12 protein-coding genes and 1 other annotated feature are annotated in these 14,941 nt (G+C 40.1%); of the genes, 10 read left to right on the forward strand and 2 right to left on the reverse strand.

Annotated elements, in window-relative coordinates; genetic code table 11:
• Positions 1-256 precede the first annotated feature (256 nt).
• From BUB77_RS16440 to BUB77_RS16460, 5 genes are all read left to right on the forward strand, one after another.
• Positions 257-973: a sugar phosphate isomerase/epimerase family protein gene (locus BUB77_RS16440; RefSeq protein ID WP_073277901.1), complete on the forward strand. Its 717-nt coding sequence runs from the start codon at positions 257-259 to the stop codon at positions 971-973.
• A gap of 420 nt (positions 974-1,393) precedes the next feature.
• Positions 1,394-1,774 carry a hypothetical protein gene (locus BUB77_RS16445; protein ID WP_073277903.1) on the forward strand — a complete coding sequence of 127 codons (381 nt, stop codon included), beginning with the start codon at positions 1,394-1,396 and terminating at the stop codon, positions 1,772-1,774.
• A 76-nt stretch (positions 1,775-1,850) separates the two neighbouring features.
• Positions 1,851-2,378, forward strand: a complete 528-nt coding sequence (locus BUB77_RS16450) for a cob(I)yrinic acid a,c-diamide adenosyltransferase (protein WP_073277905.1) — start codon at positions 1,851-1,853, stop codon at positions 2,376-2,378.
• Positions 2,379-2,637: 259 nt separating this feature from the next.
• Positions 2,638-3,999, forward strand: coding sequence for an O-antigen ligase family protein (locus BUB77_RS16455; RefSeq protein ID WP_073277907.1), 1,362 nt, complete (start codon positions 2,638-2,640; stop codon positions 3,997-3,999).
• Positions 4,000-4,062: 63 nt separating this feature from the next.
• Positions 4,063-4,299: a binding site (T-box leader), on the forward strand.
• A gap of 68 nt (positions 4,300-4,367) precedes the next feature.
• On the forward strand, positions 4,368-5,585 hold the full coding sequence (locus BUB77_RS16460) for a pyridoxal phosphate-dependent aminotransferase (protein WP_073277909.1): 1,218 nt from the start codon (positions 4,368-4,370) through the stop codon (positions 5,583-5,585).
• 362 nt (positions 5,586-5,947) lie between these two features.
• Here the strand turns inward: BUB77_RS16460 and BUB77_RS29970 are convergent, their stop codons facing one another.
• On the reverse strand, positions 5,948-6,118 hold the full coding sequence (locus tag BUB77_RS29970) for a hypothetical protein (protein ID WP_170866675.1): 171 nt from the start codon (positions 6,116-6,118) through the stop codon (positions 5,948-5,950).
• Between the two features lie 115 nt (positions 6,119-6,233).
• On the opposite strand from BUB77_RS29970, the gene BUB77_RS16465 reads away from it, so the two are divergent.
• Both BUB77_RS16465 and BUB77_RS16470 read left to right on the forward strand, forming a co-directional pair.
• Positions 6,234-7,160: an AEC family transporter gene (locus tag BUB77_RS16465; RefSeq protein ID WP_073277911.1), complete on the forward strand. Its 927-nt coding sequence runs from the start codon at positions 6,234-6,236 to the stop codon at positions 7,158-7,160.
• A 143-nt stretch (positions 7,161-7,303) separates the two neighbouring features.
• Positions 7,304-8,173, forward strand: a complete 870-nt coding sequence (locus BUB77_RS16470; RefSeq protein ID WP_073277913.1) for a damage-control phosphatase ARMT1 family protein — start codon at positions 7,304-7,306, stop codon at positions 8,171-8,173.
• Between the two features lie 116 nt (positions 8,174-8,289).
• Here the strand turns inward: BUB77_RS16470 and nifJ are convergent, their stop codons facing one another.
• Complete coding sequence (nifJ, locus tag BUB77_RS16475; RefSeq protein ID WP_073277915.1) at positions 8,290-11,826, reverse strand: pyruvate:ferredoxin (flavodoxin) oxidoreductase; 3,537 nt, start codon at positions 11,824-11,826, stop codon at positions 8,290-8,292.
• A gap of 559 nt (positions 11,827-12,385) precedes the next feature.
• Between nifJ and greA the strand changes: the two genes are divergently transcribed.
• From greA to BUB77_RS29975, 3 genes are all read left to right on the forward strand, one after another.
• Entirely contained in the window at positions 12,386-12,868 is a 483-nt protein-coding gene (gene greA / locus BUB77_RS16480; protein ID WP_073277916.1) for a transcription elongation factor GreA, read from the forward strand.
• A 25-nt stretch (positions 12,869-12,893) separates the two neighbouring features.
• The gene (gene lysS / locus BUB77_RS16485; protein WP_073277918.1) at positions 12,894-14,402 is read left to right on the forward strand and encodes a lysine--tRNA ligase; all 1,509 of its coding nucleotides are present in this window, start codon (positions 12,894-12,896) and stop codon (positions 14,400-14,402) included.
• 269 nt (positions 14,403-14,671) lie between these two features.
• Entirely contained in the window at positions 14,672-14,821 is a 150-nt protein-coding gene (locus BUB77_RS29975; RefSeq protein ID WP_170866676.1) for a DUF6075 family protein, read from the forward strand.
• The last annotated feature ends 120 nt before the right edge of the window (positions 14,822-14,941 follow it).

The following is a 14,941-nucleotide window of genomic DNA, read 5'->3' on the forward strand; positions in this document are numbered from 1 at the left end:
AAATAATATTAAATATTAAAATGGCATCAGGCAGTAAAATAATATTAAATATTAAAATGGCATCAGGCAGTAAAATAATATTAAATATTAAAATGACGTCAGTCAGCAAAATAATTAAAATTAAAATAGCATCAGCAGTAAAATAATATCAGGAAGCGAAATAATAATAAATTAAAGAATATAAGCTTAAATAATAACAAGCAATAAAAATAATAACAGACAGTGAAAACAGCAGAAAGGATGGTAGAAAGCAGCGATGGAAATATCAATACAGCTTTACTCCGTTCACACGGAAACAGAAAAGGATTTTAAGACAGCGGTAGCAAGAACAGCAGATATCGGCTTCCAGGGAGTAGAATTCGCAGGCTACGGCGGATTGTCCGCGGAGGAGATGGGTGCCTTTTTAAAGGAGAAAAACCTGTATTCGGTGGGAGCTCATGTAGGCGTTGAAAGCTTTAAGAATAATTTTTTAGAGGAGCTTGCCTATCATAAAGCAATTGGCTCAAAGTATATAATCTGCCCTTATGCCAGTATGGAGACGGCAGAAGAAGTAAAAGAAATGGCAGAGGTCTTAAATAATGCAGCCAAGCTGGCAGAAGGAAGCGGCATTAAAGTAGGCTATCACAATCATGCCCATGAGTTCAGGAGGCTTGACGGAAAATATGCCCTGGACCTGTTAGCTGAACTGACCAGAGAAGACGTTATTCTGGAGCTGGATGTATTCTGGGCAGCCTATGCTAATGTGGAGCCGGTATCTTATATTGAGAAGTCCGGAAAGAAAATTGAACTGATTCATATGAAGCAGATAAATAAAGCAAAAGAAAATGTGGATATGCCAGAAGGCAGCATTGATATGAAGGCAGTTCAGGAGGCAGCAAAATTTGCTGCATATTTTGTGCTGGAGCATGAGGATTACGATAAGCCCATATGGGACAGCATACGGAATGACTATGAATTCTTAAAAGAATTATAAATAAGATAGGTTTCGTAAGTAGCGAAAGGCATGGTTGTGCTATTAAATGAATCAATTAAATATATGGGTTTTTCAAAACTCATAAACCAGGCCCTAAATGTTAATCCTGTATAAAAGGAGTTTAATTTCTCTTTTATACAGGATTATTTTATTTTATTTTTTCTACTCTTACAAATGTTTTTTATAAAATAAACATGCTTTTTTGTGCAAAACATCCAAAAAAATTCGGTATTTAAATGCAAAGTAACCACATTATGCCAGCACAAGACTTGCGCTGTAAAGTACTGCGTTAAAATAAAGCAGGATTATATCATAAATACATTGTTATATATGATAGATTATGCTAAAATTAATTCTGAAGGACTAAAAGTTACCGGATGTAAACGAAGATATAGCTTACTCTAAGGAAGGAGCAAGAATATGGTAAGAAAAATCAATAAGTACGTGGATATTTTAAGAATCGAATTAAATGACCTTATGAATGAAATCAACGAACATGTCGAAACCTCTCACAGAGAGCATAGTGACAGGGTTATAAAGAATTTTACCTACCATGGGAATCTTACTATTTACGAAAAGCAGCTTGAAGGTATCAAACAGACAATTAAATTACTGGAAGAAATGAATTTTACTGACTATAAATCTATTAATGACCTGGTGGATGACCTCACAGAGCGTATGAAGATTTATTTTACGACCAGAGGTATATTAGAAGGCGGGTATCATTTGACCCTGGGGAGAGTAGAAGGGGTAAGAGATTACGTACTGCGTACGGAAAGAAATACCAGGTACTCTGCTTAAGGGTGAAAATGAAAAAGCAATTATCGCATTGTATTCAGGCAGTTTCATTAGGAAACTCCGATGCATGGAGGATAGCATGAACAAAGGACTGACACACGTATATTGCGGCGACGGAAAAGGGAAGACTACCGCTGCAGCTGGCCTTAGCATAAGGGCAGCAGGCAGCGGAATGAAAGTAGTATTCCTTCAGTTTTTGAAGGCAACGGAATCCGGTGAGATAGAAATATTAAGAAGTTTGGATAATATCACCGTAATCCGAAATGAGAAGAATTATGGATTCTTTAACCGGATGACAGAAGAGGATAAGCTTGCCATCACAAAACTTCATAATGATAATCTTAAATCTGCATGGGAACTGGTAGAAAGAGAGCATTATGACATGCTGGTTCTTGACGAAGTGTGTGCAGCCTACAATTATAATCTGATTGACAGACAGTTGGTAGAGAAACTGATTAAGGAGAAAAGGGATAATCTGGAACTGGTATTAACAGGAAGGGACCCGGCTCCTGTATTTTTAGAATATGCGGATTATGTATCTGAAATTAAGAAAATAAAGCATCCTTATGACAGAAAAATTATTGCCAGAAAAGGGATTGAATATTGATAATGCCGCATATTACCTTAGGACACTTGAATCAAAATTAAATTTTAAAGAAAGGAATACTGGATATATTTGGATAAATTCTTAATAAATCTTCATAATTTAGCTGTAAAAATTAAGAAAATCATAATGAAGATTAAGGATATACCAAATTGATAATTAAATTTATTTATGATAAAATTCCTCTTTGTGATAGACAGAAACGGGTTTAACTTCAGACTTCTAATAGGGAGAAGTTCTTCCTTAACAGGGAAGCACTCAGTTGGAAAAGAGGCGGGTTATCATAAAAGAGAATACAGTTATCAGAAAAATAGAAAACGCACAATTTCATATAAAATCCAGTATTCAGAAAAAAGAAATTACAAAAGCAGTGGAAAATATATTAACGGATAACAATCTGGTTATGGCGGCAGCCGCATCCATATTCTTACCTTATATGGTATCTGGCATAATATTAGTATCCATTGCTATTTATATAGCCATAAATAAGCAAACAAGAGAAGTATGCCTGGTACATAAGGAATTTAAAGGAATCTTGATCTTCCAGTTGTTCTTCCAGCTGGTGTCCCTGTTTTATGGAAACTGGATGGGAGTATTGGGGGGCTTTGCTTTTACCCTTGCTGCAATATTGGGAATATTCGAGTATCATGTTATGACGGCGGAGCTATACGAAAAAAGCCTGAGTATTATGTGTGTATTCAGTTGCTTTTCAACCGTTTATGCATTGGTTGAACAAGCCATGATTTCGGGTGGTTACCTCAATTATCAGCGGGTATGCAGCTTGTTCTTTTATCCAAACTACTTTGCTACCATATCGGCAACGGTTATTTTAATCTGTGCCTACAAGCTTCTTACAGGACAGGGCAACAAGTATATATTCTGTACGGCTATCCTGATGAACCTTATAAATATCTATTTAAGCCAGAGTATGTTCGGCTGGGTGGAAGTACTGGCGGGAATCTCCGTAATGCTGTTTTTACTCCGTTATTACCGTTTGCTTGCTTCCTTTGTAGGAGTTGCTGTTATAGGAATCGCACTGATATTATTTATTAACCCGGATGTTATTCCGAGAATATCCCAGGCAAACCTTACCCTTAGTATGCGGTTTCAGATTTGGAAAAATGCAATTTTCTATATCAAAGAAGCACCTCTCTTTGGCAAAGGAACTTTAACTTATGCATACAGCACCCTCCAGACCGGTAAAATCGTGGCCCATTCCCATAGCATCTTACTGGAATCCATTTTGAACTATGGAATCCTTGGAAGCGCTGTCTTAGCCTGGGCGGTTGGAAAATACCTGTTAAGCATTATAAAAAGATGCTACTACCAGGGAGATGTAAAAATTACTTCCCTTATACTTGGCATAATGGGAGCGGCTTTCGTACATGGGGTTACGGACATTACCCTTATGTGGGTTCAGACCTTCCCACTGTTCATATTCCTGTTAGCAGGTGCAGGAACCTTTAAGAAGAATGTGGCAGAAGATAACAGCATCTATGCAAAGCTGCCTGGCTATATGGTTCAAAAGGTTGCTCCTGTAATTGTTTATTGTAAAATGTCCTGTGATAAATCCAAAAAGCTGCTGATTAAGAAGGATAATATCAAAGAGAGAATGAGCGCTTAAGGCAGTCAGTAAAAATATAGATTGACAGAAGGAAACATTCGTGTTAATATTCCTTCAATATCAATAAATGCTGTGACAAGAAGGAGTACCTGTTTTTGATATCCCAGAGAGAAGACGGTTGGTGTGAGTCTTTATAAAAGGAGCAGGGAAGCAGTCTTTGAGCTTTGAACCGAACAGGAAATATCTTTAGTAGGCTTCAACGGCTTTCCCCGTTACCGGAAAGAGATATGATAGTATCTTATGAGAGCAGAGAGTATTCTGAATTTAGGTGGTACCACGGATTGTATATCCGCCCTAAGTTAACATTTGTTAACTTAGGGCTTTTTTTATATCAATTTTTAAACAAGAAGAGAGAGGAAGAGATGACTATGAAGACTTATTGCAAATCTGCGAAACTGGATAATGTATGCTATGACATTAGAGGACCTGTACTGGAAGAGGCTGACAAAATGATTGCAAGAGGAGAGAAAATACTAAAATTGAACATTGGGAATCCGGCCCCTTTTCATTTTAATGCACCTCAGGAAATCATCAATGATATGATATACAATCTCCATGATTCGGAAGGTTATTCTGATTCCAGGGGGATATTCTCTGCCAGAAAGGCAATTATGCAGTACTGTCAGCTCAAAGGTATCAAGAATGTGGATATCAACGATATTTATACCGGAAATGGTGTCAGTGAGCTGATTGTGATGTGTATGCAGGGGCTATTAAATAATGGGGATGAAATACTGGTGCCTGCACCGGATTATCCCCTTTGGACAGCATCTATTACATTGGCAGGTGGAAATGCCGTCCACTACCAATGTGACGAACAGTCGGAATGGTATCCCGATATCAATGATATCAAGAAGAAAATAACAGATAAGACCAAGGGCATTGTAATCATAAATCCCAACAATCCAACCGGGGCTCTTTATCCGGAGAGCGTATTAAAGGAAATTGCAGAGGTAGCCAGACAGAATGAATTAATCCTGTTTGCCGATGAGATATATGACCGTCTTGTAATGGATGGTTTAAAGCACACCTCAATTGCTGCCTTAGCACCGGATATCTTTTGTATTACCTTAAATGGCCTGTCTAAATCCCACCGTGTGGCAGGCTTTCGAAGCGGCTGGATGGTTTTAAGCGGTCCCAAGGAGCAGGTAAGGGGCTATATAGAAGGCATTAATATGCTCTCTTCCATGCGTCTGTGCTCCAATGTACCGTCCCAGCAAATTATACAGACTGCCCTGGGAGGATACCAGTCGGCAGATGAGCTGCTGCTGCCGGGAGGAAGAATCTATGAGCAAAGGGAATATATCTACAACGCATTGAATGATATTCCCGGCATCAGTGCAGTCAAGCCCAAAGCAGCTTTTTATATATTCCCCAAAATTGATACCGAAAGATTTCATATAACAGATGATGAAAAGTTTGTCTTGGATTTGCTCCGGGAAAAGAAAATCCTATTGGTACATGGCAGGGGCTTCAACTGGATGGAACCTGACCATTTTCGAATTGTATACCTGCCCAATATCGATGATCTACAGCTGGCAATGAGCAAATTCCGAAACTTCCTCCAGGGATACCAGCAAAGCTGATAGGTGTACTTATTAAATTAAAATGCGTGTTCAGCCTTGCCTGCCATAAATATCTGCTGCCAGCTGTGATTCTGCAAAAATGGACAAAACACTGCCGGAATGTACACTGAGCCGTCCGAACAATGGTGTGAACCACCTGGTCCTATTGACGTCTGTAAATGAGGGAATCTACTGACATGCATACAGTATTTTACCGCCATATATAAGACTTTTGGTTATTTTATATTCGTCTCTTCGGCATATATTATATTAATTGCAAAGGCATGAGACTCAATAATGGATATACCCAGATGGCCAAGGAGGTTTTTTTGAAATTTTGTCTCAAGAGGTTCCTTATGACACTTAAGCGGCAGGAAATGTGACTAGGTAAAACAGCGCCACTGTTTGAGCTTGATAACTCCCACCGCCACAATTGTAACAGCGAGTTTGGCGCTGTTTTGCCTGCCAGTCACGTTTTCTGCCGCTTTAGTGGAATAAGGGTTCTCGCGGAACAAAATTCCAAAACAACCTCCTTGGCCATCGTCCGTTCCCATAAACCTCCATCATGCCTTTCCCCTACCATTGCATTCGTCATAGATTGACAGAAAAGACTAATTTTGTTATGATATTCAGGTGTGAAATTATCCCCATTACCCTAAGAGGTATCTTATGTCATTAGCTGTTATTGCTTTAAATCAAATATTGGTTATGTTCCTCATTATGGTTTTAGGCTTTTTGTGCTTTAAACTCAAGATCATAAACCATGAAACCAACAAGAAATTATCGGATTTCCTTCTTTTGATTGTGAATCCCCTTCTCATATTTAATTCCTATCAAAGAGATTTTAATAAAGAATTGTTTCAAGGGCTGCTGGTATCCTTTGTGCTTGCACTTGTAAGCCATATAGTTGCAATTGGTATCGCCCAGCTGTTAGTAAGAGGAAAGGCAAACAAAGACCTCCCCCTGGAAAGGTTCTCCTGTATCTATTCAAATTGCGGATTTATGGGAATACCGTTGATAAACAGTTTGTATGGAAGCGAAGGAGTATTTTACCTTACTGCCTATATGACAGTATTCAATCTGCTTATCTGGACCCATGGCGTTATCATGATGACAGGTCAGCGAAGTATAAAGGCGATGTTCAAAACCCTTATATCACCTACCTTTATTGCCATAGTAATTGGCTTTGCACTGTTTCTGCTCGATATAAGGGTACCGGAGGTGTTGTACCGTTCTATGGATTATGTGGCATCCATGAATACTCCCCTGGCAATGATAATAGCAGGTGTGACCCTGGCCCAGTCAGAGATCAAAAAGGTATTGTTTAAACGGCGGATATATCTTGTAATCCTTATGAAGCAGATATTGATTCCGGCAGTGCTGGTTCTTTTATATTACAGGCTGCCCCTGAACCCGGAGATTATTACGACGGCTGTTCTGGCGGCAGGCTGTCCTGTAGCCGCAACGGGCATGCTCTTTGCCCTGCGGTATCATAAGAATCATTTATATGCATCGGAGCTGTATTCCATCAGCACTATGGCGGCACTGGTTACCATACCTGCCGTTATGCTGTTTGCCGGGCTTTTTATAAGGTGATCTTTAAAGGCCGCCTGCGGAGACAGGATTAAGAATAATATGGTTTTTAAGGTATAAAGGGTATGGGATTTAACGAAAATAGAAAAGAGGACCCTATTAAAGCAGTATCGCAGACAAGTCTGCGATATGCACGGGGTGGAAATATGAAAATAAATTATGAGTGTTTACCGTGCTTGGTAAATCAGGTAGTTAAGGTCGCGGATATAACAAAGGTCGAAAAAAGGGAAGAATTATTCCACGAGGTATTCCGGTTCTTTAGTGTAGTTGATTTTCAGAAAACAAATCCGGAAATAATCGGTGAGACCTTTGAATTGTTAAAGAAATATACCCAAAATGACGACCCCTATCTGCAAATAAGAAATTACTATAACAAGATGTTTCTGGATATGTCAACTACATTGGAAGAGCAGATCAGCCAATCTGACAATCCTCTGGAAAGTGCAATTAAGTATGCGATTATAGCGAATATAATAGATTTTAATCCAATACATAACAGCAGAATTGAGAATGTTATGGAATATTTTAAGCAGATAGACCAACTGGAATTAAAGATTAACCAATCCGCTGAATTAATGAAAGACATCAAAGCAGGCCAAAAGCTTCTCTATCTTGGGGATAACTGCGGAGAAATCTGCCTGGACAAATTACTGCTAAAGAGAATCAAAGACTATAATCACAATATGCAGATCTATTTTGGAGTAAGAGGGAAACCTGTTGTGAACGATTCCATAGAAGCGGATGCCTATAACGTTGGCATAGACGAATATGCCAGCATAATCAGCAATGGTGATAATTCGCTGGGAACCGTACTGGAAAGAACCAGTAAGGAATTTCAGGCAATTTATTCAGAAGCGGATATTGTAATTGCAAAAGGACAGGCTAATTATGAGAGCTTAAGTGAACAAAGGGATAAGAAGCTCTACTACCTGCTCATGACGAAATGTTCTGTGATAGCAAATGATATCGGCGTTCCTGTTGGTTCTTTAATATGCCTGCAGTATCATAAGGATTGACATATTATAATTAAAAATAAGGAGGCTGTATCCTGGCGGTCATTACCGTCAGGATACAGCCTCCTTTTGCATGCTTTATTTCGGCCGTTATATTTTAAATCTGTATTAGTCTGGTATTAGTCTTCCCAGGAAGCAAGACGTACAAGCTTCTTGTACTTAGCCTTTGCACTGGCTTCTGCATTTGCAAAAAGTTCTTTTGCCCTTTCCGGATTAGAACGTGCAAGAGAGCTGTATCTAACTTCATTGGAAAGGAATTCCTGGTAATCAGCAGTAGGCTCTTTGGAGTCTAACTGGAAGGGATTCTTGCCCTGAGCTTCCAGACGGGGATCGAAACGGAATAAATGCCAGTATCCACTAGCAACTGCACGTTTCTCTTCTGTCTGAGCACCCTTCATACCACCCTTGATACCATGGTTGATACAAGGAGCATAAGCGATGATAATAGAAGGTCCGGGATAGCTTTCAGCTTCAACAAATGCCTTAACGCACTGGTTGTAATCAGCACCCTGAGCAATCTGTGCTACGTATACATAGCCATAGCTCATTGCGATTGCAGCTAAATCCTTTTTCTTAACTTCCTTACCGGCAGCTGCGAATTGAGCGATAGCACCGGTAGGTGTGGACTTGGAGGACTGACCGCCTGTATTGGAGTAAACTTCTGTATCAAATACTAAGATGTTAACATCTTCACCGCTGGCAATTACATGGTCTAAGCCGCCGAAGCCGATATCATAAGCCCATCCGTCACCACCGAAGATCCACTGGGATTTCTTGGATAAGAAATCTTTGTTTGTCAGGATGTTAGCTCTGTCTTCGTTGTCACAGCCGCAGCCTTCAAGAGCAGCGATTAATTCTGTGGAAGCAGGTCCGTTTAAGGTACTGGAATCCTTTGTTGCAAGATACTGCTCAAGAGCAGCCTTTACACCAGTATTTTCAACAACACCGGTAAGAGCTTCTGCAGAAGAGATAAGGCGTTTTCTTAATGCCTTCTGAGCAAGAGCCATACCATAACCATACTCTGCATTATCTTCAAATAAGGAGTTAGCCCAAGCAGGACCTTTGCCTTCTTTGTTTACGGTATAAGGAGTGGAAGGTGCACTGCCGCCCCAGATAGAAGAGCATCCGGTCGCATTGGAAATGTACATTCTGTCACCGAATAACTGTGTAGCAAGTTTTGCATAAGGTGTTTCACCGCAGCCTGCGCATGCTCCGGAGAATTCAAGTAAAGGTTTCTTGAACTGGCTTCCCTTAACGGTTGTTTCCTTGAACTTGGTAACAACTTCTTCTGGGAATCCGATTTCTACACCATAATCAAATAATTTCTGAGAATCTAACTGGCTCTCTAAGCTCTGCATGGTAAGTGCTTTTTCACCCTTCTTACCAGGACAAACATTTACGCAGGAACCGCAGCCCTGGCAATCCAGTGCAGATACGGAAATAGCGAATTTGAAGCCAGGCATACCTGTTAAGTCAACATTAAGAGAACCTTCAGGAGCGTTAGCAGCCTGTTCTCCTGTCATGGCTACAGGACGGATGGATGCATGAGGGCATACATAGGAACAGAAGTTACACTGGATACAGTTATCAGGATTCCAGCTGGGAACATCTACTGCAATACCACGTTTTTCAAATGCAGAGGAACCTAAGGGGAATGTACCGTCAGCCATATCTACGAATGTAGAAACAGGCAGGCTGTAACCATCCTGAGCATTGACAACGTTCTGGATTTTATTTACATAATCTACGATTTCTGTTCTGGAGCCGCTTGCAACACTTAGAATGCTTTCATCTTTGGCATCAGCCCAGGAAGCAGGAACCTTAACTTCCTTCACATCGGTAATACCGCGGTCAATAGCGTCATGATTCATCTTAACAATGGCATCACCCTTCTTGCTGTAAGAAGCGGTAGCAGCTGCTTTCATGTATTTAACAGCATCTTCTACGGGAATGATGTTAGCTAATTTAAAGAAAGCTGCCTGTAAAACGGTGTTGATACGTCCGCCAAGACCGATTTCCTTACCGATGCTGATACCGTCAATGGTATAGAATTTAATGTTATGTTCAGCAATGTAGCGCTTAACCTGTCCGGGTAAATGGGTTTCGATTTCTTCCATTGTCCATCCGCAGTTAAGTAAGAATTTTCCGCCGTCCTTTAAATCCTGAACCATGTTGTATTTTCTTACATAGGAAGGATTGTGGCAGGCAACGAAGTTAGCCTGGCTTACAAGGTAAGTGGACTTGATAGGAGCCTTACCGAAACGTAAGTGGGAGGTTGTGATACCGCCGGACTTCTTGGAATCATAATCAAAGTAAGCCTGTGCATACATGTCTGTATGGTCACCGATGATCTTGATGGAGTTCTTGTTGGCACCTACTGTACCATCTGCACCAAGTCCCCAGAATTTGCAGCTGATAGTTGCTTCAGGAGTGGTGTTGATTTTATCTGTTACGTCAAGGGAAAGCTTTGTAACATCATCTACAATACCGATAGTGAATTTCTTCTTTTCGGAATTCTTGTAAACAGAAGCAATCTGTCCGGGTGTGGTATCCTTGGAACCTAAACCGTAACGACCGGATAATACGGGAGTGTCCTTGAATTTACTGTCCTTTAAGGCAGCTACAATATCTAACCATAAAGGTTCACCAAGTGCACCGGGTTCTTTTGTTCTGTCAAGTACGCTGATTTGTTTAACGGAATCAGGAATAACGTCTAATAGGTGTTTCACGGAGAAAGGTCTGAAAAGTCTAACTTTGATTAAACCAATCTTTTCGCCTTTTGCTGTTAAGTAATCAATGGTTTCTTCAATGGTATCACATACAGAACCCATTGCAATGATTACATGTTCAGCATCGGGAGCACCATAGTAGTTGAACAGTTTATAATCTGTTCCGATTTTATTGTTTACTTTATTCATATACTCTTCTACAATACCTGGAATAGCATCATAGTAAGAATTACTTGCTTCTCTTGCCTGGAAGAAGATATCAGGATTCTGAGCAGTACCGCGCGTTACCGGATGTTCGGGGTTTAAAGCACGCTTACGGAATGCAGCTACAGCATCCATATCAGTCATTTCCTTTAAATCTTCATAATCCCACATTTCAATTTTCTGAATTTCATGGGATGTTCTGAAACCATCGAAGAAATGAAGGAAAGGAACTCGTCCCTTAAGAGTGGAAAGATGTGCAACAGCACCTAAGTCCATAACTTCCTGTACATTTCCGGAGCAAAGCATTGCAAAGCCTGTCTGGCGGCATGCATATACGTCGGAGTGGTCACCGAAGATTGACAGTGCGTGGCTTGCCAAAGCACGGGCAGAAACATCAATAACACAGGGAAGTAATTCACCTGCTATTTTGTACATATTAGGGATCATTAAAAGTAAGCCCTGTGATGCGGTATAAGTAGTAGTTAAAGCACCAGCCTGTAAGGAACCGTGAACGGTACCAGCTGCACCTGCCTCAGACTGCATTTCGGTAACCTGTACTTCATGTCCGAAAATGTTCTTTCTTCCCTGAGTTGACCATGCGTCAGTAACTTCAGCCATAACTGAAGATGGTGTAATTGGATAGATGGCTGCAACGTCGGTAAATGCATAGGAGACATGTGCCGCAGCATTATTTCCATCCATGGTTTTCATTTTTCTAGCCATGTTATATTATCCTCCTTGATGTGTCAGCAATCGAGAAAAGAAATGAACACAAAAAGAATGAGTCACCTCACCGTGCGCCTCAATTACTGAACATTGTTAATTATGTAACTAGATGTACTTGGTAGTAACCAGATTGCCTATAATATTATGTAATTATTATAAGAAAACATAGTAAAACACCTATAGTAGAGAATAACACTATTCGACAGAAGTGTAAAGAGTTAATTCGCACTTATTCAAAATTTTAATAAATCTTTTGGAACTGCCAGCTTGTCTGATAAGGGATTTTTTTCATACAGGAAGAGCAGTCCTGGACTAAAAATATGTCTAAGTTTGTAAGAAACTGTAACAAAGAAAAAAGTGCAAAAAAATATGAAAAAATGGAATAATACCTTGGAAAAAGTTAATGATAACATGCGGAATATTTTTAAGCATATCTTGATAAGATATAAAGTACTTATACGGCAAAGGGCAAAATCATTGACAATAAACCGGTGATAAGTTATAATACTTTGAATGTATCGTAAATACGATTGAAACGGAGGAAGGGTATTAAAATATGGCAGAAAAGAAGAATATTTTGACCTATGAGGGATTACGAATCTTAGAAGAAGAATTGCAGGATTTGAAAGTCATCAAACGTAAAGAAGTAGCACAGAAGATAAAAGAAGCCAGGGAGCAGGGAGATTTATCTGAAAATGCAGAATACGATGCAGCCAAAGATGAACAAAGGGAAATCGAGGCTAGAATCGAAGAAATAGATAAAATCCTTAAGAACGCAGAAGTCGTAGTAGAAGATGAAGTTGAGGTAGATGTTATTAATATAGGCTGTAGGGTTAAGATACTTGACCTTGAGTTCGAAGACGAGATGGAATATAAAATCGTAGGGTCTACGGAAGCAAATAGTCTTAAAGGAAAGATCTCCAATGAATCACCGGTCGGTAAAGCATTGATTGGTGCACGAGTTGGAGATATTGTTAATGTTGAGACTCATTCCGGTATGTTAGAGTACAAAATTCTGGAAATATTAAGATCCAATTGATTTTTTTTAGAAAGGATGAAGAAAAGTGGCTGAGGAAAAGATACAGGCGCAGGAAAAGGTACAGACAGAACAGGAGCTTAATGAGCTGTTAAAGGTAAGAAGAACCAAGCTTGCCGAGCTGAAGGAAAACGGTAAGGATCCTTTTCAGGTCATGAAGTACCAGGCTACACATCACTCAAAGGAGATTGAGGAGGGCTTTGAGGCATTGGAAGGAAAAGAAGTATCCATTGCCGGACGTATTATGTCCAAGCGCGTAATGGGCAAAGCTTCCTTCCTTCATCTTCGTGATATTAAGGGCGATGTTCAGGGTTACGTTAAGAGGGATGCCGTAGGGGATGAGGTTTATGCGGAATTCAAGAAATATGATATCGGTGATATTGTAGGCATAACCGGAGAGGTGTTCAAGACTCATACGGAGGAGATCTCCATCAAGGTTACGAGCATTGTTCTTTTATCAAAGAGCCTTCAGATACTGCCTGAAAAATACCATGGGCTGAAGGATACCGATACCAGATACCGTCAAAGGTATGTGGACCTTATTGTTAATCCGGAAGTTAAGGATACCTTTGTAAAACGTTCCCTTATTATAAGGGAAATCAGAAAATATCTTGACGGAAAGAATTTTATTGAGGTCGAGACACCTGTTCTTGTTCCCAATGCCGGCGGAGCTGCGGCAAAGCCCTTTATGACTCATCATAATGCACTGGATGAGGATATCCATTTAAGAATATCACTGGAACTTTACTTAAAGAGACTGATTGTAGGAGGTCTTGAAAGGGTATATGAAATCGGCAGGGTATTCCGTAACGAAGGCCTTTCTGTAAGACATAACCCTGAATTTACTCTGCTGGAGCTGTATCAGGCATATACGGATTATTACGGTATGATGGACTTGGCAGAAGAGCTTTTCCGCACAGTGGCACAGAATGTACTTGGTACTACTACCATTTCCTACGACGGTGTGGAAATTGACCTCAGCAAGCCCTTTGAAAGACTTACCATGCTGGAAGCCGTTAAGAAATATTCCGGTGTTGATTTCACACAGATTAAGACGGAAGAGGAAGCAAAGGCCATTGCCAAGGAGCGTCATATAGAATTCGAAGACAGACATAAGAAGGGTGATATCATCAACCTTTTCTTTGAAGAATATGTAGAAGAAAATCTGGTTCAGCCTACTTTTATTATGGACCATCCGGTAGAGATTTCCCCTCTTGCCAAGAGAAAGCCGGAGGCACCCGATTTTACCGAAAGATTTGAGCTGTTTATCACAAAGAGAGAAATGGCAAATGCCTTCTCCGAATTAAATGACCCCATTGACCAGAGAGGACGTTTTGAAGCACAGGAGGCCTTAAAGGCTGCCGGTGATGAAGAAGCCAACTCCATGGATGAAGACTTCTTAAATGCGCTGGAATACGGAATGCCGCCTACAGGAGGCATTGGTATCGGTATTGACCGCCTTGTAATGTTACTTACGGATTCAGCAGCCATCAGGGATGTACTTTTATTCCCGACGATGAAGACGTTAGACAAGTAAAAACCCAGTGTTTATGCGGGTTTGCGGGCTTGGGAATGGTACTTACTACAACGCTTACTACAACAAATTCGTATAAAGTTATGGTGTAATATACGCCCTACTGACGGATATGTTTCGGAAAACAACTAGATACAGGAAAGAAAAACAAGGACTTTTTTTCAGTAAAACACTGAGGAAGAGTCCTTTTTCTATTTGCTTTTTTGGACAGTGATATGGTCAAAAATTCAATTTAGATGTAAACAAATTATTTTGAAAGGAGCGAATGTAGTATGAATAACACAGCGTTAAGTGCCAGTGTGCAGACAATAGAGTTTGCAAGTGAGAACCACCGAGATTTCTATGAGGAGTATCTGCCACAGTGCAGACACCAGGACGTATATCATAAGTACTGTTCAAAGAGAGCAGGTGCTTTATGCTAAAGATTAGAATGCAAGGAACAAAAAGAGAGATTGTTTGGTTTTGCAAATTACTGAAAAGGTGTAAGGAACTAGAAGTGTTATAACATTCCAAGATATACAGTAATAAAGGGACGGATAAGT

The sequence above is a fragment of the Anaerocolumna jejuensis DSM 15929 genome, from assembly GCF_900142215.1.
In the GTDB taxonomy this organism is placed as follows: Bacteria; Bacillota; Clostridia; order Lachnospirales; family Lachnospiraceae; genus Anaerocolumna; species Anaerocolumna jejuensis.